Below are 19075 nucleotides of genomic sequence, written 5' to 3'. Positions count from 1 at the left end.
ACTATCAGGGCCGTTCCGCGAGCGGTCAGTCCAGGCCCGTCAGCGGGTTCTGGCTGGTCACCGCGGCGTTCGCCGCCGCCGCGAGGGTCTCCAGGGCCGCCGCAATGAGCCGGCGGCGCTCGGATCCGCGCCGCGCCGCCGCGAGGACGGTTCGGGCTGGAGCGGTGGCACCGCCGAGGCTCACCCTCACGACGCCGGGATGGGTGGGCGCCATTCGCGGCAGCAGCGAGACCCCCAGCCCCGAGGCCACCAGCGTGGACACGGCCGTCCAGTCCTGGGCGTGGTGGCCCTCAGAGGGTGTGAAGCCGGCTTTGGAGCATTGCTCAAGGATCTCCTGACGCGACCCCTGCCACGGCGATCCGAGGATCCAGGGGTCCTCCTTCGCTTCGCTGAGCAGCACCTCATCCTCACGCGCGGAGAGGGGGTGCCCCCGCGGAACGATGAGGTCGACGGGCTCGGTCACCAGCCGCCGCACGGAGAAGCGCGGGTGGTCGTCGGGCGGGGTGTGCGGCCCGGCGGGCATGATCACGATGTCGGCCTGCCGTCCCGCCAGCAGGCGCGGGCCCTGGGACGGCTCCACTTCGCGCACGCGCCAGGGGCTCTGCGGCCAGGCGGGCCGCCACCGGCCGAGGGCCGGCAGCACGATGGAAGAGATGGCGAAGACGTGGGAGGCCACGCGCACCTCGCCGACGGCCGGATCCGCCGCATCGGCGACGGCCATCCGCGCCGCCTCGTCGGCAGCGTGCAGGTGGGGAGCCGCTTGGACCAGAGCCTCTGCCGCGGCTGTGAGCTCCACGTTGCGTCCTCGGCGCTCGAGGAGGGGCACGCCGAGGTCCGAGGCCAGGCGCTGAATCTTGCGTGAGATGCCTGAGGCGTTTCGCCCCAGCACGTCAGCGGCGGCAGTGACGCCGCCGTACTCCGCCACAGCCTCCAGCAGGGGCACCGCATCATCCATCAGGGGAGTCGCCACCCCTCCAGTCAACCATTGCTGAAATCGCAATGGAACAGCTGACTATTGTGCCGTGGACGCATAGGGTCCCGAGGCCGGATGGTTGTCCGTATGGAAATCTTCTTCGCGGTCGGAGCAGCAGCGATGTTCGGTGCCGGCCACTACATGAGCGGCACAGTCGCGCGCACCGCCGGGCCTCTCGCGGTGGCCTACTGGACCCAGTACGGGGTGGTCGCGGTGGCCGCGATGCTGCTGCTCACCCAGCCGTTTCCGCCGAGCTGGAGCTTCTCCGCGATCACGTGGGGACGGTGGCCGCCCTGGGCGGCATCGCAGGGTCCCTGTGCCTCTACGCCGCTCTCCCGCGCCACGTTCACCCCTTGCCGTCAGGGGCGTCCACGGTGACGGCCACGGTGACCCCGGGACTGGTGGCGATGCTGCTCCTGGGCGAGGGCGCCGAGCCCATCCGGTTCGCGCTGATCGGCCTGGCCATGCTCACCGTGTGGCTGCTGGTCTCCCAGCGCAGGGATGACCGTGCGGTGACCGTGGTGACCTCCCCTCTGCCGGTGGTGACCTCGTCGATGACGATCGTCGGTCCGGACACTGTTCTGCCTCAGGCTCCGCGCACGCGCCCGGGCGCGGGTCCGCGCCCTTGGCTCTGTGCGCAGGGCTGGGCTATGCCGTGGAGCTGGTGGGGGTGGCCCAGATTCCGGGGAATCGTTCACCCAGGGCTGCTGGCATGGGCGGCCGCCTCGTTCCTGGTGATGCTCGGCCTGGTCGCGGTGCGGCGCGGTGTGCGGGTGCTCCCCAGGGGTCGGGGAGGGGGCGCTGGTGGTGCTCGCCGGCGGGTTCAGCGCGGCGGGCATGCTGCTGTTCCACCTCAGCTCCTCGGCGGTGGGGCTGGCGACGACCTCAGCGACGGTCGCCGTCTACCCGGCGGTGCCGATCCTGCTGGCGGTGGTGCTGCTGGGGAGCGGCCGACCCGTCGTGGGTGGGCCGGGCTGGTGGGCGCCGCGGCCGTGGTGGCTGCCGGTGCGCTCAGCACTGCCCTGTAGACGGGCGGGGCTGCGCCTCAGTTCTCCGGGAGGAGGTCGAGGGTGATCGGTATGGCCGATTCGATCGTGCTGCTCTGCCCCTCGTACTCCACCTCGAGCGAGGCGACCAGGTCGACGGTGGCGGCGCTGATGGGGATCTCGAAGGCCGCGCCGTAGTCCCCGTACGGCCACTGGTCGATGCCGGAGGCCTCAGAGGTGTACTCGTGCTGGGTGCTGCCGCCGTCCTGGTCCACGGCCGTGAGGGTCCACGTGCCGCCGTCGAAGTCCAGGACCCCGTCCGGTCCCTGGATCTCGATGCGCATGTCGAGGATCAGCCAGATGCTGCCGGGCTCCGCGGGGCCGGTGCTGTCGAGCCCGTAGAGCATCCAGGCATCCTGGTTCTCCCAGTTGTAGCCGTCCTGGTACGCCTCCGGGTCCCATTCGAGCTCGTCGTGCTCGTAGGTGAGCATCGCTCTGTTGATGATCAGCTGCGCGTTGTGCTCGGAGCCCTCGTCGCCGCTGTAGAGCGTCTGGTCGGGGAAGACGAACGTCTCACCCACCTCGAGGGTGTGGGGGATCTCCGGCAGGTGGAAGAGTGCGGCTGCCTCAGGATCCGTGGCCTCGCCCCTCGGCGAGGCTGATCTCCCCTGCTCCACGCCGTGCGCCGAGGAGGACGAGCGCGTCGCCCTCCGCGACGGAGGCGATGAAGCTGCCGCTGATCTCCTCACCGGCGAGCGCTCCGGACTGCTCCTCGCCGCCTATGCGCACGCTGAGCTCGCCGTCCTCCGACCACGGGTCGTCCGCGGGTTCGTAGCTCCACTCCACGTACCGCAGCTGCTCTCCCTCGGCGGCGACGGCGGTCTGGCCGTCGGTCTGCACGCTGTCCACCTCCGCGAAGTCGTCGATGGTGACGGTGCCCACCGGTGCTGGGAGGGGGGAGGGAGCGTGAGATCCCTGCCGCGCTCGAAGTCCTCCTGCGCGGGGCCTGGATGAACAGCCCTGGTTCGGCCGTCGTCTCAGGACTCGCCTCCCCTTCGTCCAGCTCCTCCTGCTCCGCCTCCTGCGCGGCAGGCGGCTGGTCAGCAGCGGGGTCGCCTCCGGGCCTGGACAGCAGCAGCCACGCAGCGGTCCCCAGCATGGCGACGGTGAAGACGCCGAGAACGATCAGAACCGCCCACATGCCTCTGCTGCGTCCGGCGTCGGAGGCTTCGCCCTGAGGGGATGCGCTCGCCGGCTGCGCGGACGCGGCTGCGGGGCGGTCTCCGTCTGAGCCGACCGTCTGCGGGTGCGCGGGCTCGTCGAGCGGGTTCCAGGTGCCGTCGGGGTGCGGTACCCGGGGTGCCACCCGCCCTCAGCGTCGTGGAAGCCGGCCTGCCAGGCGCCTTCGGCGTCGTAGAATCCGGGCTGCCACTGACCGTCCGGGTCGTAGAATCCGCCGTGCCATAGGCCCTGGGCGTCGTGGAATCCGGGCTGCCACTGACCCCTGCCGTCAGCAGCACCGAGCGGCTGGTTGTCGCTCATGCGAGCCCCCCTCTGATCAGTGTGAGAGACAGCCTATGGCCAACGGCGGCGCGTGCCTACTGCTGGGGCGAATTCACCAGTCGTACAGGTCGACGTTCTCCCTGGCGAGCGTGAAGCCGTTGCCGGTGTCCACGGACCAGCATTCGACGCCGGTCTCGGCAGAGGTGCAGGCGAAGTCGTCGTTGGTGATCGCCTGTCCGTAGTTCAGGCTCGCCGGCTGTCCACCCACTGACGAGTCACAGTCCGGCTCGGAGCTTCCGCTGCTGCTGACCGTGAAGGTGGATCCGTCGTCACAGCCGGCGGGGGCGCTGAAGTTGTGCTCGTCGATGGTGCAGGTGACGTCATCGCTGCCGAGCTGGCAGTGGATGTTGCCGCTGGGGAGGTGAAGGAGCTGCCGCTGGCCGCGTTCGCCGGTGCGGGGCGCTCCTCGTCCACCTCCTCGGCGGTGAACTGCCACTCGGTTGTGGCGCCTTCTGAGAACTCGTAGCCGTCCATGGCCTCAGCGTTGACGGTGACGGTCTCGCCGGGCTCCACACCCACCTCATCGCTGACCGGCTGGCCGTCGACGAGGTACTGGATCCCTTCGACGTCGGGGATCGTGATGATTCCGTCCTCTTCGTCGAAGCTGACCTCCTGCGGGTGACGGTCTGGGAGGCGTCGGGGTCCTCCTGCCCGTCCTCAGGCGAGAGCTCCTGCTCCTCGTCCTGCTCCTCGGGCTGCTCCTGCGCCTGATCGTCCACGGGCTCGTCCTCGTCGTCGCCTGAGAAGAACAGCACCCAGAGGGCCACCAGGGCCCCGATGACCAGCAGGACGAGAAGGGCGATGATCGCGCAGATGCCCGCAGGGCTGCGGCGCTCTTCACGCGAGGGCTGCTCCACGGACTCGTAGCCGGCGGGCGGGTACTGGCCAGGGGGCGCTCCCACCGGAGCGGCGGGGTAGTAGCCCTGCTGCTGATGCTCCTGCGCGTGCTGCTGGGCCGGGTAGGCGGCGGTCTGGTCCTCCCAGGGAGGGGTGCCGTGGGGTGCCGGCTGCCCGTGGTGGACGGCGCCGAACTCTTCGGTCTGCTGCGGATCGGAGGAGCCGGTGGACAGGGCCTGGGTGGGCTGGTCCTCGCCGGGACCCGAGCGGCTCGCCAGCGCTGCGTCGACGTCGGGGTCGCCGAGGCTGCCGAGCCAGTCGAGCAGCCCCGGGTATGCGTTGGGGTGCTCGGCGATCTGGGGCCTCACCTCGGGGTGGGAGGCGGCCAGCTCGTACAGCTCCTGTGCGCTGGTGCTCGGGTCCTGCGCCTGGGCGCGGGGGCCCTTGGGTCCGTCCGTCATGTCCTGCATGCTCCTCGTGTCTGAACAGGTCTGTGCGGAAACCTACCGCTTTTCGCCGCTTCCTGCCCTACCGGCCCATGGCCCGGATGCTCGCCTCGGAGTGCTCGATCAGCTCGACAACCATGTCGACGATCAACTCTTCATCCTGGGGGTCGCTGCTCTGGGCCCAGTACTGCACGCTGGAGGATCCCATAACTTGGTAGAGGTTGACCGAGACGCCGGAATGCTCCGGATACTCGAAGACGGTGATGTGTCCCTGAACTCCGTCCTCGTCGAAGATCCGAGTCTCGGCAGCTCCGCCGTCGATCTCCGCCAGCACGGGAAGGCACACCGCGGACTGCTGCTCCCAGACGTCGCCGAATCCCTGGAATGCCTCATACGATTGGTAGCGTGCGGTGACGCGCAGGTCCCCGGGTCCGGCGAAGGAGCGCTCTGCCTCCGTGCCGAGGCCCTCCGGTCCCTGCTCCGCCATCGAGTCGGCACGGTCGTGCCAGAAGTCGTCGCGCGCGTGGACTGCCTCCAGGCACGCGTCCGCATCCTGGGGGCGGGGATCGCCTGCTCTGATCTGCTCCTGCAGGTTCTCCGAGTACGAGGCTCCTCGCTGAGCTCCTGCTGGGCCCACTCCGCGTCGAAGAAGAAGGTGTCGGCACCGGCCTGGTCGGGGCGTCTGCGCGCAGCGTGCCCGGCAGCGCATGCTCGGCGGGAATGATCTGCTCCAGCTCCGAGGGTGTGAGCGCACGCTGCGGATACGGGCCGTCTCGAACCATGATCGCGGCCACCAGCAGTGCGGCTGAAGCGAGGAGTGCGACGCTCATGGCGCCGATGCCCGCGATCAGCCACGTGCGCCTCGAGGCTCCGGGGTTCAGGGGCCCCTCGGTGCGGGGGCGCGAGGCTCAGGCTTGGCCTTCGGCGGACGCTGCAGCTCGGGCTGCGGCTGTGGCGGGGGTACCCCGGGGGCGCGAGCGTCCGTGGGTGTGTGCTCCGGCCTGTCCAGGCTGCGCCGCCGTCCCACTTCTGCGAGGGCGGCAATCGTCACGCTGATGGCGCCGGGGATGAGGATGCGGGTGATGAGCTCGTGTAGGAGCTGGTGTAGTCGGAACCGTCGGGCCCGTAGCTGAACTCGCCGATCTCGATGCCGCGCACAGAGCCGTTGTAGATCATCCAGATGCCCGGTATCAGGGCGATGCCGAAGATGATGCGCCAATGCCGTTCCAGCAGTCCCATGCAGAGCCCTCATCTCGTTCCTCAGGCGGCCCGGGGCCGCGCCTGGGACTGAGAGTAGTGCGCCGGACGGGCAGGAGCGCGGCATGACGCCCAAAAGGGACGAACGTGACGCTGATCGGCGGCTTCAAGGCCTCAGATGAATGGAATGACGACGGCCACGGTGAGCCCGACCATGCCGATGGCGGCATAGCGGTACCGCTTGTACCAGGGCTTCTGGGCCTGCTCCGCGGTTTCGCGGTCCCAGACCTCGCGGCTGAAGATGACCTCCCGGATGTCCTCCGGGTCGGGGGCCTCCTGGGAGAGGGTGATGACTGCGAACATGACCGCCGAGATGAGGAACATGATGCCCGTGGCGTAGAGGAAGTGCACGCCGTGGAGGTCCAGGAGCTCCCCAGTGATGAAGCCCACCATGCCCAGGGGCGCGATGATCGTCAGGGTCCAGAAGGCAGCGCCGGCGGTGGCCCGCTTGAAGAAGATGCCGCCCAGCAGCACGACGACGAACGGCATGGTGACGTAGCCGAGGAAGCTCTGGAAGTACTCGACGATGGTGTCGAAGGTGAGGATCACCGGAGCCCAGAGGACGGCGATGACCATGAAGACGCCGACCAGCACGCGGGAGATGAGCAGCAGCTGCTTCTCGGTGTACTGCTTCTTGCGGGTCTTGATGAAGTCGTTGACGACCAGCGAGGAGGCGCCGTTGAGCACCGAGTCGAGGGTGGACATCAGTGCCGCGATCAGGGCGGCGACCACCAGTCCGCGAAGCCCCTGGGGCAGGTACTCGAAGACCAGCGACGGCCACGCCATGTCTGGGTCGTCGAGGTCGGGGAAGACGTCTCGGGCGAGGATGCCGGGGAAGATCAGCAGGATGAGCAGCGGCAGCTGCATCAGGCCGGCGAAGAGCACGCCCCAGCGGCCGTGGTCGATGTTCTTCGCGGCGAGCACGCGCTGGACCACCATGTGGTTGGAGACCCACACATAGAAGCCCAGCCAGATCGCACCGGTGAAGATGCCGGGCCAGGGCAGGAAGTCGTCGTCGGCCGACCGGGCGATCGAGAAGTCCTCGTCGCCGGCGATCTCCGGGAAGGCCATCCAGTCCCAGTCGAAGTCCTGGAACAGGAAGACGAAGATGACGCCCGCCGCCACGAACAGCAGGATTCCCTGGATCGTGTCGGTGATCATCACCGCACGGAGTCCGCCGAGGATCACGTAGATCCCGCCCAGGATGGCGATGGTGATGATGTGCACCATCAGGGGCACGTCGGGGAAGAGCAGGCTGAGCACCAGGGCGCCGGCGAACATGCCGCCTGCGGAGTCGATCAGCATGCCGGTCACCACCGTGAAGCCTGAGAAGGCGTGCCGGGACCGGCGGTCGTATCTCTTCTCCAGATACTCCGGGACCGTGGTGATCTTGGACTGCAGATAGATCGGCAGGATGAACATGGCGAAGACCACCAGGATGAGGGTGGCCATCCATTCGTAGTTCCAGACGGCGATGCCGGTGTCGTAGCCGGCGCCCGCGAGTCCGAGGAACTGCGTGCCCGAGAAGTTGGTGACGATCAGCGAGAAGCCGACGAGCGGCCAGACCATGCCGCGACCGGCGAGGAAGAAGTCGTCCGAGTCTTTGGTCTTTCGGCCGGACCACCAGCCGATGAGGATGGTCCCGATGATGAAGAACGCGATGACGCCCAGGTCGAGCGCACTGAGGTCAAAGTCCGGCATACCGCCAGAGAGTGTCACGGGTCACTTGCCGAACGCTGACGTTTTCCCCAACACTCACTGAGTGCAAGGTGGGTGTCGCTCCCGCGCCCTGACACGTGCCCTGCGGGCGCTGGTCTATTCGCCGGAGAGGGTGACGAAGAGATCGTGGAGGCGGTGGTCGGCGGTCAGCTCCGGGTGGAAGCTGGCGGCCAGGCGGTTGCCCTGGCGGACCACCACCGGGTGGGAGCCCCCGGCGCCCAGTTCGGCCTGCGCGAGGATCTCCACGTCCTTGCCGGAGACGTCCTCGATGATGGGCGCCCTGATGAACACCGCCGGCAGGCGGCGCTGGGAGTCGGGGATCTGCTGGGTCTCCAGCTCGGTCTCGAAGGAGTCGAGCTGGCTGCCGTAGGCGTTGCGGCGCACCACCACGTCCAGGCCGCGGACGCGGTCGAACCCTTCGAGCGCTTCGGCGTCGAGGACCCGGTCGGCCATAAGGATCAGGCCCGCGCAGGTGCCGAAGAGGGCCATGCCCTCGTCGTGGCGCTGCCGGATGGCCGGCATCAGCCCGACCGGCGCGGCCAGGCGTGCGATAGCGGTGGACTCCCCGCCGGGGATGATCAGTCCGTCGAGCCCCTGGAGCTCGGCGGCGCGACGGACCTTCACCGTGTGGGCTCCGGCGGCCTTCAGGGCGCGCTCGTGCTCAGCGACCGCGCCCTGAAGGGCCAGGACCCCGATGGTGGGGGTTCGGGTCACCAGCCGCGCTCAGCCAGACGGTGGTGCTGGGGGAGGTTTCCTGCGGAGATGCCGACCATGGCCTCGCCGAGACCCTTGGAGACGTCGGCGATGACAGCGGGGTCGTCGTAGTAGGTGGTGGCCTTCACGATGGCCTGGGCCCGAGCGGCAGGGTTGCCGGACTTGAAGATGCCGGACCCGACGAACACGCCTTCGGCGCCCATCTGCATCATCATGGCGGCGTCGGCCGGGGTGGCCACGCCCCCCGCCACGAAGAGGACCACGGGCAGCTTGCCCTCGGCGGCCACCTGCTTGACCAGCGGGTAGGGAGCGGCGAGGTCCTTGGCGGCGGCGAACAGCTCCACCTCGTCCAGGGCGGAGAGGCGGGCGATCTCGCCCTTGATGGTGCGCAGGTGCCGCACGGCCTCGATGACGTCGCCGGTGCCTGCCTCGCCCTTGGAGCGAATCATGGATGCGCCTTCGGCGATGCGGCGCAGGGCTTCGCCGAGGTTGGTGGCTCCGCAGACGAACGGGACGCTGAACCTGGTCTTGTCGATGTGGTGGGCCTCGTCGGCGGGGGAGAGGACCTCCGACTCGTCGATGTAGTCCACCTTGAGGTGCTCGAGCACCTGAGCTTCGACGAAGTGGCCGATGCGGGCCTTGGCCATGACGGGGATGGAGACGGCGTCAACGATGGAGCTGATCAGCTCGGGGTCGCTCATGCGGGCCAGGCCGCCCTCTGAGCGGATGTCGGCGGGAACGCGTTCCAGGGCCATGACGGCGACCGCGCCCGCCTCCTCAGCGATCCGGGCCTGCTCGGGGGTGACCACGTCCATGATCACACCGCCCTTGAGCATCTGGGCCAGTCCCTTGTTGACGGTGCCGGTGCTTGTCGATGCGCCGGTGTCAGAGCCGTTGACGGTCACGTAGATCTCCTAGAAGAGGTGAATGGAGGGCGAACTGAAGAAGTCCACCCTCCATTACACCAAAGACGACGGGTTTATGCCCGTCCTCAGCTCCGATTCCGGGTCAGGCTTTGTCCTTCTCAGTCTCCAGGGAGGCGAACTCCGACTCGTCGACGGCTGATTGGTCCCCGCCTGCCTCCAGCGAGCGGGGCTCCGACTCGCCGGCTCCGGAGCGCAGGGCGGCGAGGCGCGCCTCGACCTCTGCCTGCTCGCCGAGGTCCTCCAGCTGCTCGAACTGTGCGTCGAGCGAGGAGGCGGCCAGTTCGTTCTGACCGCGGACCATAGCCTCTTCGCGGCGGATCTTCTCCTCGAAGCGGCCGACCTCTGAGGTGGGGTCCATCACGTCGATGGACTTCACGGCGTCGTGGACCTGGGACTGGGCGTGGGCAGCCTTGGAGCGGGCCACAAGCTCGTCCCGCTTGCTGATGAGCTGCTGGCGCTTGGTCTTCATCTGCTCCAGGCCGGTGCGCAGCTGCTCGACGGTGTCCCGCTGCGACTGGATCGTCGGCTCCACGGCCTTCGCCGAGTTCTCGGAGTCGATCTGGCGCTGGATGGCGACCTTGGCCAGGTTGTCGAACTTCGAAGCCGACTGCTCCTCGCCGTCGCCGCGGAAGTCGTCTGCCTTGCGGGAGGCTGCGAGGGCCTTCTGCCCCCATTCGCGAGCCGTGTCGAGGTCCTCCTTGTAGTCGTCCTCCATCATCCGCAGGTTGCCGATGGTCTGGGCGACGGCTTCCTCAGCCTCACGGATGTTGTTGGTGAAGTCCCGGACCATCTGGTCCAGCATCTTCTCGGGGTCCTCGGCCCGGTCGAGCATGGTGTTGACGTTGGCTCGGATGAGCTGGGACATCCGACCGAAAATGGACTGCTTGCTCACGGTGATCACCTTCTCCTTATCAGGCTGCATCGCGGTGGCACGATCACGCCCTCGATCCTAGTCGCAGGGGCTGGCACGGCGTCAGCCCCAGGGATGAGTTTGTCGCCCACGGCGAACGTCGGGCTGCTCAGAGGATTCCGCGGCGGCGCCGGCCGCCGCCGGTCATGCGGCTGACGGTCCTGGCGGTGCGCATGGTGCTGCCCATCGGGGAGCGGCGGCCGTAGCCCATGCCCATTCCGGTGCCCATGCCGAAGCCGCCTCCGAAGCCTCCGCCGGTGCCGTAGCGGCCGCCGGGCCCTCCGGAGGGGTGCTGGTACGCGCCGCCCATGCCGCCCGAGAAGTTCGACTCGGCCTGCTCCCGCTGAGCGATCTGCGCAGCCTGGACGGCCATCTGCTTGGCCTGCTGGGCCGAGTCCACGGCACGGGCGGGCTCTGAGGAGGCGCGGCTCTCCGCCTCGGCGAGACAGCGCTCCGCCTCGGCCATGCGGGTGCGGCTGGTCGCGGAGATGCCGTACCGGCGGGAACGGAGGTAGTCAGCCGAAGACTGCACCTGATTGCGGGCGGCGAGGAGCTCGTGGTCCAGCACCTCCCGTGCCCGGCGGTCCTTGGCCTGCTTGTCCCGCACCGCGTTGAGCGGCTCATCGAGCTCCCGGTGAGCGATCTCGAGACCCTCCAGAAGCTCCAGCGGGTCGATGCGCTCATCGGAGGCCAGTGAGCTCTTGGCTCGACGCACCGCAGTCTGCGCGGCGGCGATCGGGCCGGCCAGATCATGGGCCTGCCCGGCGTCCTGAATGGCCTGCGCCTGAGCGATGTCGGACTCCGTCTGGGCGATGCCCGTCTCCAGGTTCTTCCGTGCGGTGCGCAGCCGCTCGCCGGAGTGCTCCAGGGAGTCGACCAGCTCGCCGGCGTCCGCGACAGCCTGCTCCCCGGAGTGCAGGGCCAGCACAGCCTCGGACGTATCGCCCTGCTCGGCTGCCGCAGCCGCATCAGACCTGGCCTCCTCCGCGGCCTTCAGCGCCTGCGCGGACTGTGTGAGGTTGTCGCGGTACTGCTTCAGCGCATCGTCGCTGTACCTGCTGCTCAGGTCCTCGAGCGCCTGCTCGCGCTCCTGCCGGCGCGGGGTGAGCTCGGCGATCTTCGACGCGAGGTTCTCGATGGCTGGGCCCGGGTCGCGCTCCAGGCTGCGGAGCTCGTTGAACTCGTCCTGGTGCGAGTCCAGCGTCTCGCTGATCTGCTCGCAGCTGCGGATGATGGTCTTCAGCTTCTCGCGGACGGTCTCCTCGTCGAGCTCCTCACGTCCGGCCCGCGCCGCATCCGCCTGATGCTGCAGGTGGAAGGACTCGCTCAGCTGCTCCTTGGCCTCATCGATGTCCCTGCGGAAGGGAAGGACCTTCTCATCGCCGTATGAGGCGGAGGCGAAGAGCAGCTCCTGCTCAGACTCCTGCACGGCGTTGTCGGCGCTGACCAGCAGGGACCCCGCCTGCTTGCGCAGCTCGTCGGTGTCATGCTCGTCGAGGGGGTCGCGCTTGGCCTCGGAGAGCTGCTGGTTTCGCTGCCCCGAGGAGATCCGCCGGGAGCCGCTCCCCATGCCGGAGACCCAGACCGCTCCGAGGCCGATCAGGGCCAGCACAGCTGCACCGATGAGCAGCGGACCCACCAGCGTGCCCACAGGCGGAACGGCGACCGGGAAATATGCAGAAGCTTCTGGCACCATGTCCGTGAGTCTATAGAACGAAGCAGGACACATCAGTGTCCATCCACAGGATCGAGGCAGACCCTCATGACCCAGGACCCCCACGGCCAGCCCGGCAGCGACCGCCCCGAGGACGAGGCCGCCGAGTCGAATCCCACTGGCCCTGCGCCCAGCGAGCCGCCCCCGCCCGGGGCGTCCGAGCCGGCGCAGCCCACCCCGGGCTGGGGCGCTCCCAGCGGCGGCTACGCCCACGCCGCCCAGCATGAGCACGAGCAGCGCTTCGACCCCTCAGAGCCCACGCCTGCGGAGGGCGGAGCGGGGCACCAGCACACCGCGCAGATGCCTCCGCAGCCTGCTGGACCCGGCACGCAGGGGCCTGCCTACGGATCCGATGAGCCCTATGCGGGCGCACCGGCCGGACAGCCGCATCATCCTCAGTCGGCCGTCCGGAAGGAGAAGCGCAGCGTGGGGCTCTTTGCCCTGCTGGCCTGCACCCTGATCGCCGCTCTGATCGGCGGCGCGCTGGTGGCAGGCATCGCCGCGCTCGCCGACCGTTCGCCCCAGGCGGACGGAGAGGGATCCGTGGAGGAGCAGGCCGGCGATTCGGCCATTGAGGTGAACAGCCCTGATGACGCCACGATCGTCACGGCGGCTGCCTCCGAGGCGTCTCCGTCGGTGGTGACGCTGGCGGTCGCCGACGAGGGCGCCGCCGGTTCCGGCTCCGGCATCGTTCTCGACGACCAGGGACATGTTCTGACGAACACGCACGTGGTGACGCTGGGCGGAGCCAGCGCCGACCCGCTCATCCAGGTGCAGCTCTTCGACGGCTCGTCGGTGGATGCTGAGATCGTCGGCACCGACCCGGTGTCGGATCTCGCGGTCGTGCAGCTGCAGGGTGCCGAAGAGCTGGATCTCACGCCTGCCGAGCTGGGCAGCTCAAGCGAGCTGAATGTGGGCGATCGAGCCATCGCCATCGGAGCGCCTCTGGGGCTTTCGGGCACGGTGACCGACGGCATCGTCTCCACGCTGGACCGCACCATCACGGTGGCCTCCTCGGAGGTCGAGGACCCGGGCGCAGACGCCCCTGAGGGCGAGGGCGACGGTGAGGGCTTCGAGTTCTTCTTCCCGGACAGCGAGGGTGACGAGGAGGAGGGCCAGCCTGCGCCCAGCCCGGGCGGCTCCATCTTCCTGAACGTCATCCAGACTGACGCGGCCATCAACCAGGGCAACTCCGGCGGTGCGCTGGTGGACTCGGAAGGACGGGTCATCGGCGTCAACGTGGCGATCGCGTCCTCCGGCGGCATGCTGGGAGAGGCCGGAGGCAGCATCGGGGTGGGCTTCGCCATCCCGGTCGACTACGCCCAGCGGGTCGCTGAGGACCTCATCGAGCAGGGCAGCGCCTCCCATGGGCAGATCGGCCTGATGGGCACGGACGCCTCGCACGACCCGCAGATCAACGAAGAGATCCTCAATGAGGGCAGCGCTGCTCCCATCGGCGGCGATGCCTTCACCGCCGGCGCCCTGGTGACTGAGGTGCTGGAGGGCTCACCCGCGGATGAGGCCGGCCTGCAGGCCGGGGATGTCGTCACCGAGGTGGAGGACCGAAGGATCGACGGGCAGCTGGCGCTGTCGGCGACGATCCGGGAGTTCCGCGCCGGGGAGACCATCACACTGACGGTGCTGCGCGACGGCGAGGAGCAGCAGGCCGAGGCGACGCTGGCAGAGATGGAATGAGGTCCGGCGGGGACCTGCTGACTCCCGAGGAGCTCATCGAGGGCCTCGGCATCGGCCGTGCTCTGGCCTTCGGCGCCCATCCTGACGATGTCGACTTCGGCGCATCGGCGACTCTCGCCGCTCTGGCGGACCGGGGAGCGGAGGTCACGCTGGTGCTGCTCACCGCCGGCGACGCCGGGGGCTTCGACGCCGCACGCAGCGCGGAGGAGACCGCGCGTGTGCGTCTGGCGGAGCAGCAGGCGGCAGCCGAGGTGCTGGGCATCCGGGAGGTCGTCCTCCTGGACGGCCGGGACGGCTTCGTCCAGCCCGACGAGGCGCTGATCGGGGAGGTGGTCCGCCTGATGCGGACCTACCGTCCCGACGCGGTGCTCTCCTTCCACCCCGAACGGAATTGGGACAGGCTGCAGGCCTCGCATCCGGACCACCTGGCCTGCGGCGAGGCTGTGGTGCGGGCCGCCTACCCGGCGGTGGAGAACCCCTTCGCCTACCCGGAGCTCGCCCAGCAGGGCCTGGAGGCGTTCAAGATCAAGCACCTGCTCCTCATGGGCGCCCCGGCTGATCGGGTGAACCTGCGAGTGGATGTGACCGGGCTGCAGGAGCGCAAGATTGAGGCGCTGAGCCGTCACTTCACGCAGCATCGCGACGCGGAGCGGATGGTCGGGTTCGTCTCTGACCAGATGAGCCGCATCCACGGGGGCGGAGGCTTCGCCGAGGAGTTCCACCACGTGGTGGTGAACTCCCCGGAGACGATCTCGGGCTTCTAGCCCTCCTCGGGCACCTGCAGGGACACTTCGGTGACTGTGTCGCCCTGGGGGGTCTCCTCGTTGCGCACCTGCTCGACGGTGATCTGCAGCATCCGGTGCTGGGCCAGGCCGCTGACGTCGATGCCGTCGGACTCCAGCTCGTCGGCGGTGAAGTTGCCGAGGGATGAGATGGGCGACTCGCCCACGGGCAGCAGCCACACCTGGTAGGTGGCCTCGCCGTCCAGCTCGGGGACGTCCTCGAACTCGATGAACCCGACGTCCTCCTGCTCGGAGAGCACGGCGCGCACCTCGCCGCCGTCGTTCATCTCCTGCTCGATGGTGTACGCGTCCTCATCGGCTTCCACCGCACTGCGGGTGTCACTGGCTGCGGTGATGATGAGCCACACCAGCAGGCCGACCAGCACCACCCCGACGAAGGCGGCGATGAGCATCCACCGCTTGGCCTTGGGCACCTGGCGCTCGGTCTCTTCGGCGTCGAAGCCGGCGGTCTCCACCATGCCCATGCCGACCTCTTTGTGGGCGACCGATCCCAGCACGGCGTCGAGAAGGCCCGACGGCGGTGCGACGGGGTGGGAGGCGAAGATCTCGGCGAGGGTTCTGCGGGTGGCCAGGACACGGGTGTCCCACCGCTGCGCGGTGGAGGCTTCGGCCGTCAGGGCGGCTTCGTCCAGCAGCGCCCGCTCCGCATCGTCCACTGCGTCCAGGGCGTAGGCCTCGGCCAGCTCGGTCAGCAGGCCCTTGTCCAGGTCAGCGCTGACCTCATTGGTGAAGTTGCGGTTCACGGCTGTGCCGCGGGCGATGTCATCTGCGGTGACGGCGGCTCGGAGGATCGGGTCGCCCTCGCCCTCGTGCCCCCGCTGCTCACCTTCGAGGCGGGCGCTGTGCAGGCGCGTCATGGCGTCGCGGAGCCGGGACTTCACCGACGGGACGGCTGCGCCCACCTCCTGGGCGACCATCTGATGGCTCCGCCCGGCCAGGTACGTCAGCGCCAGAGACTGAACCTGGGAGTCCGAGAGCGGCAGGAGGTCCTCGAGCACCTCCTCGGGCAGTCCGGCGACGCCGCCTCCCTCGGATTGGGGGACGGGGACGAGCGGCAGCGGCTCGGCCAGGCCCTCCCGGAAGCGTTCGGCGATGATCCGGTGGGCCAAAGGCACCAGCCACTCGAGCACCAGTTCGTACTCGTTGGGACGCCAGTGCGCCTCCTGCCCGGCCTCACCGGTGCTGATCTCAGGCTCGAAGCCCGCGTACTCGTCGGTGAGCGTCTGGGAGGCCTTCGTCTGGAGCCTGAGGTCCTGGGCGCGCGCCTCGGCCTGGTCCCAGAGGTGCTGGTAGACCGCCTGTGCTGAGGCCGCGGCACCGTCTGCTTCCGCGTGCATCAGCAGGGCAAGCCCGTAGACCACGTCTGAGGTGGACTCGTAGAAGAGGGAGAATGCGGCCTGGTCGCCCCGGGCAGTGCCGGTCAGCAGCTCCGCCAGGGTGGGGTCCTCAGCCGGTGCGGCCGTCTCATCGTCAGTGTCAGTCGTGCCCAGCTCAGCGCCGTACTCGCTGTGACCGGGTGCCGCGTCCTCCAGGTGCTCGCCCTCAGGCGTCACCTCCTGCTGCGGGTCCTGGTCGGGCTCGTCCGTTCCGTTCGGGGTGCTCATGGTGCGAGTCTAGTGAGCCAGTCCGCGCAGGCCCGGCGCGACGCCCCGCAGGCCCGCAGATGATAGTCCCGGAGCGGGATGCTGCCGGTCACACCGCACCGTCGAATCCGTGCTGGCGCCACGCCTCATAGACGACGACGCTCGCCGAATTCGCAAGGTTCAGGCTCCGGATCCCCGGGCGCATGGGGATCCGGACGAGTTCGGTGACCCTGGGGTCGTGCTTGACGTGCTCGTCGAGACCGGTGGACTCGCGGCCGAAGAGCAGCGCGTCACCGTCCTGGTACTCGATGTCGGTGTGGTGGGCGGCAGCCTCCCCGGTGAACGCGAAGACTCTGCGCGGCCTCAGGGCTGCGTAGGCGGCGTCGAGGCTCTGATGCTCGGTCATGACGGCAAGGTCGTGATAGTCCAGCCCCGCCCGCTTCAGCCGGGTGTCGGTGAACTCGAAGAGGGTGGGCCCAGCGATGTGCAGCTCGAAGCCCACGGCGGCCGCCAGCCGGATGAGGCTGCCGGTGTTGCCGGGGATCTCGGGCTGGTCGAGGATGACGTTCAGGCGCACTGGGTGCCCCTAGATCTCGTCCGGCTGGACCAGCTGCCGCCTCAGGGCCGCCATGAGGTGACGATCCACCAGGTTGGGCTGCTCCTGGTCTGTCAGCAGATCGGTGATCTGCCGGAACGCGCGCGCCGCCGGCACGGGAGCGTCGAGGTCGGATGCGCCGCCGACGGTCTGGACCAGAGGCTTGAAGAGGTCGTCGCTGGGGGAGAGGAGGATCACCTGGTAGTCCACGCGCAGCGTGGGCACGCTGGAGGCAGTGGCTCGCATGGCCTCCTGGACTGCCCCGCGGAGCCTCCTCGCCTCAGCCTGAAGGTTGGGCACGCTGTGGCTGCGGCCGTGGGCATGCAGCTGGCCGCCGTCCCAGGCTGCGGCCTCACCGCCGATCTCCAGCGCCTCGACGACCACCAGCCGGTGGCCGCAGATGAGGACGTGCGGCACACGGTCGCTGCTGGTGGGCTTGGCGCGCCCGCGGCGGTCCACCTGCACTGCGGCCTCGTACACGTCGTTGAACAGCCGGGCCGCAGGAACCCGCGGGAAGACGTGGGCCTCCAGCAGGGCCGCCACGCGGCTGCCGCGCTTGGCGGCGCCGCCGCCGAAGAGGCCGGAGCGCTTGAAGGTTCCGTGCATGCGCTGACTGGTGAGCTGCAGCGGCAGCGGCTGGGGCTCCTTCAGGGACGGGAAGTACTCCACCGCCAGGTCGGCGACGTCTGTGCCCCCGCGTCGGGCACGGTCCTGCCCGGCAGGCTCCGAGGAGCCGGTGTTGGCGGCGGAGCCGCGGCTGGAGAACGACTGGGGCGTGTACAGCCCCTGGTCCGCCTCCGCGGCAGGCTCGTAGTGGGCAGCGCTGCGGTCGCGTTCGGCCGCCGGTCTCGGAGCAGGCTCGCGCTCCGGCGCCGGGCCGTACATGTCAGCGTCGTAGTCGGCGCGGGCGTCCTCATCGCCGAGCACCTCCCATGCCAGCTGCACCTCATGGAATGCTTCGGCCGTTCCTCCGGCATCCGGGTGCGTCTGACGCAGGCGGCGGCGATAGGCAGCGCGCAGGGTCTTGAAATCATCACCGGGCTCAACCCCCAGCACGGTGTAGTGATCTGGCTCGTTCATCAGACGTTCAGCATAACTCCATGCCTTAACCCCCCGATCCCTGTGACACCCCGGATCCGGGGCCTCGGCCGGGCGTAGAATCGAGGGTGATGCCCCGCTATTTCGACCATGCCGCCACCACTCCTCTGAAACCCTCTGCAGTGCAGGCGATCACTGAGCACAGCGGCTTGGCGAACCCCTCCTCGCTGCACGGCTCGGGGCGCCGGGCGAGGCTGGCTGCGGACTCCTCCAGGGCTCGCCTGGCGGCCGCCGCCGGGGCTGACCCCAGTGAGGTGATCATCACATCCGGAGGCACCGAGGCGGACAATCTCGCCGTCAAGGGGCTGTACTGGCAGCGCCGGCATGAGGACGGGCGCCGCCGCCGCATCCTGCTGCCTGCGCTGGAGCACCACGCGGTTCTCGAGGCCGCCGAATGGCTGGAGGCCCACGAGGAGGCCGAGCTGGTCATCATTCCGGTCGACGCCGAAGGTGTGGTGGATCTGGCCGCGCTCGAGGCGATGCTCGCCGAGGCTCCGGAGAGCATCGCCCTGCTGACGGCCATGTGGGCCAACAACGAGATGGGCGCGGTGCAGCCGATCGGCAGGATCGGTCAGCTGTGCGCCGCCGCTGGGGTCCCCTTCCACACTGACGCCGTGCAGACTTTCGGGTCGATCCCGGTGAGCTTCGCCGAGTCCGGGGCCTCCACGATGGCCATCAGCGGGCATAAGATCGGCGCGCCCGTGGGCATCGGGGCGCTGCTGGTGCGCCGAGACGTGAAGCTGATGCCTGTTCAGCACGGAGGCGGCCAGGAGCGCGACATCCGCTCAGGCACCCTGGATGTGCCGGGGCTGGCGGCCTTCGCTGCGGTGGCCGAGGAGGCGGTGGCCTCTCTGGAGGCGGAGTCGTCTCGCCTGGCCGGCCTGCGCAACCGGCTTCTGGAGGCGGTGGAGCAGGAGGAGGGGGTCAGGCTGCGGGGCCCGGATCCGCGCACCCACCCGCAGAAGCGGCTGCCGAACAATCTTCATTTCACGGTCGACGGGGCGGAGGGGGATTCGCTGCTGTTCATGCTGGACATGGCCGGCTTCGACACGGCCACGGGCTCGGCCTGCACGGCCGGGGTGCCGCGGCCCTCTCACGTGCTGCTGGCGATGGGCCTCAGCGAGGAGGAGGCCCGGGGCGCCCAGCGTCTGACGTTGGGCTGGACCACTGCCGAGGAGGATGTGGAGGCGCTGAGGCAGGCGCTTCCGGGCATCATCAGGCAGGCGCGCACCGCCGGGATGGCAGCCGGCTGAGGG

21 protein-coding genes are annotated in these 19075 nt (G+C 69.2%); 4 read left to right on the top strand and 17 right to left on the bottom strand.

Annotated features, from left to right (window positions below):
- Positions 1-25: 25 nt before the first annotated feature.
- Complete coding sequence (locus FS388_RS03205) at positions 26-955, bottom strand: LysR family transcriptional regulator (RefSeq protein ID WP_146339638.1); 930 nt, start codon at positions 953-955, stop codon at positions 26-28.
- Between the two features lie 203 nt (positions 956-1158).
- Positions 1159-1317, bottom strand: a complete 159-nt coding sequence (locus FS388_RS12985) for a hypothetical protein (RefSeq protein WP_168198578.1) — start codon at positions 1315-1317, stop codon at positions 1159-1161.
- A 30-nt stretch (positions 1318-1347) separates the two neighbouring features.
- Here FS388_RS12985 and FS388_RS03200 point away from each other — a divergent pair, with 30 nt between their 5' ends.
- Entirely contained in the window at positions 1348-2001 is a 654-nt protein-coding gene (locus FS388_RS03200) for a hypothetical protein (RefSeq protein WP_146339636.1), read from the top strand.
- A 17-nt stretch (positions 2002-2018) separates the two neighbouring features.
- On the opposite strand, the gene FS388_RS03195 is transcribed toward FS388_RS03200, so the two are convergent.
- The 12 genes from FS388_RS03195 to FS388_RS03145 form a co-directional block, all read right to left on the bottom strand.
- Positions 2019-2636 (bottom strand): hypothetical protein, encoded by a 618-nt coding sequence (locus FS388_RS03195; protein WP_146339634.1) that lies wholly within the window; start codon positions 2634-2636, stop codon positions 2019-2021.
- Positions 2587-2901, bottom strand: coding sequence for a hypothetical protein (locus tag FS388_RS03190; protein ID WP_146339632.1), 315 nt, complete (start codon positions 2899-2901; stop codon positions 2587-2589). The genes FS388_RS03195 and FS388_RS03190 overlap by 50 nt, the downstream gene beginning before the upstream one ends.
- A gap of 243 nt (positions 2902-3144) precedes the next feature.
- Positions 3145-3501 (bottom strand): hypothetical protein, encoded by a 357-nt coding sequence (locus tag FS388_RS03185; protein ID WP_146339630.1) that lies wholly within the window; start codon positions 3499-3501, stop codon positions 3145-3147.
- Positions 3502-3574: 73 nt separating this feature from the next.
- The gene (locus tag FS388_RS12980; RefSeq protein WP_168198577.1) at positions 3575-3730 is read right to left on the bottom strand and encodes a hypothetical protein; all 156 of its coding nucleotides are present in this window, start codon (positions 3728-3730) and stop codon (positions 3575-3577) included.
- A gap of 112 nt (positions 3731-3842) precedes the next feature.
- Positions 3843-4820 (bottom strand): hypothetical protein, encoded by a 978-nt coding sequence (locus FS388_RS03180; protein WP_146339628.1) that lies wholly within the window; start codon positions 4818-4820, stop codon positions 3843-3845.
- A gap of 67 nt (positions 4821-4887) precedes the next feature.
- Entirely contained in the window at positions 4888-5442 is a 555-nt protein-coding gene (locus tag FS388_RS03175; RefSeq protein WP_146339625.1) for a hypothetical protein, read from the bottom strand.
- 410 nt (positions 5443-5852) lie between these two features.
- Positions 5853-6044, bottom strand: coding sequence for a hypothetical protein (locus FS388_RS03170; protein WP_146339623.1), 192 nt, complete (start codon positions 6042-6044; stop codon positions 5853-5855).
- 132 nt (positions 6045-6176) lie between these two features.
- Positions 6177-7763 (bottom strand): sodium/solute symporter, encoded by a 1587-nt coding sequence (locus FS388_RS03165; protein ID WP_146339621.1) that lies wholly within the window; start codon positions 7761-7763, stop codon positions 6177-6179.
- Positions 7764-7877: 114 nt separating this feature from the next.
- On the bottom strand, positions 7878-8495 hold the full coding sequence (gene pdxT, locus FS388_RS03160; RefSeq protein WP_146339618.1) for a pyridoxal 5'-phosphate synthase glutaminase subunit PdxT: 618 nt from the start codon (positions 8493-8495) through the stop codon (positions 7878-7880).
- The gene (pdxS, locus tag FS388_RS03155) at positions 8492-9400 is read right to left on the bottom strand and encodes a pyridoxal 5'-phosphate synthase lyase subunit PdxS (protein WP_256369561.1); all 909 of its coding nucleotides are present in this window, start codon (positions 9398-9400) and stop codon (positions 8492-8494) included. Before pdxS ends, pdxT begins: the two co-directional genes overlap by 4 nt.
- Positions 9401-9503: 103 nt before the next feature.
- Complete coding sequence (locus FS388_RS03150; protein ID WP_146339614.1) at positions 9504-10313, bottom strand: PspA/IM30 family protein; 810 nt, start codon at positions 10311-10313, stop codon at positions 9504-9506.
- A gap of 127 nt (positions 10314-10440) precedes the next feature.
- A complete protein-coding gene (locus FS388_RS03145) occupies positions 10441-12027 on the bottom strand; it encodes a TPM domain-containing protein (protein ID WP_146339609.1) in 1587 nt (528 codons plus the stop codon).
- A 66-nt stretch (positions 12028-12093) separates the two neighbouring features.
- Between FS388_RS03145 and FS388_RS03140 the strand changes: the two genes are divergently transcribed.
- Positions 12094-13740 carry a S1C family serine protease gene (locus FS388_RS03140; RefSeq protein ID WP_146339607.1) on the top strand — a complete coding sequence of 549 codons (1647 nt, stop codon included), beginning with the start codon at positions 12094-12096 and terminating at the stop codon, positions 13738-13740.
- Positions 13737-14504, top strand: coding sequence for a PIG-L deacetylase family protein (locus FS388_RS03135; protein ID WP_146339606.1), 768 nt, complete (start codon positions 13737-13739; stop codon positions 14502-14504). The genes FS388_RS03140 and FS388_RS03135 overlap by 4 nt, the downstream gene beginning before the upstream one ends.
- Here the strand turns inward: FS388_RS03135 and FS388_RS03130 are convergent.
- From FS388_RS03130 to FS388_RS03120, 3 genes are all read right to left on the bottom strand, one after another.
- Complete coding sequence (locus tag FS388_RS03130; protein ID WP_146339605.1) at positions 14501-16147, bottom strand: anti-sigma factor domain-containing protein; 1647 nt, start codon at positions 16145-16147, stop codon at positions 14501-14503. The two genes, FS388_RS03135 and FS388_RS03130, sit on opposite strands and share 4 nt — an antisense overlap.
- Before the next feature lie 88 nt (positions 16148-16235).
- Complete coding sequence (locus FS388_RS03125; RefSeq protein WP_246836275.1) at positions 16236-16703, bottom strand: tRNA (cytidine(34)-2'-O)-methyltransferase; 468 nt, start codon at positions 16701-16703, stop codon at positions 16236-16238.
- Between the two features lie 9 nt (positions 16704-16712).
- Positions 16713-17801, bottom strand: coding sequence for a DnaJ domain-containing protein (locus FS388_RS03120; protein WP_146339604.1), 1089 nt, complete (start codon positions 17799-17801; stop codon positions 16713-16715).
- An 89-nt stretch (positions 17802-17890) separates the two neighbouring features.
- Here FS388_RS03120 and FS388_RS03115 point away from each other — a divergent pair, with 89 nt between their 5' ends.
- A complete protein-coding gene (locus tag FS388_RS03115; RefSeq protein WP_146339602.1) occupies positions 17891-19072 on the top strand; it encodes a cysteine desulfurase family protein in 1182 nt (393 codons plus the stop codon).
- The last annotated feature ends 3 nt before the right edge of the window (positions 19073-19075 follow it).

Origin of the sequence: Nesterenkonia sp. NBAIMH1 (assembly GCF_007922635.1) — a bacterium.
Classification (GTDB): Bacteria; Actinomycetota; Actinomycetes; order Actinomycetales; family Micrococcaceae; genus Nesterenkonia; species Nesterenkonia pannonica.
This window is presented reverse-complemented; position numbering and strand designations above follow the sequence as displayed.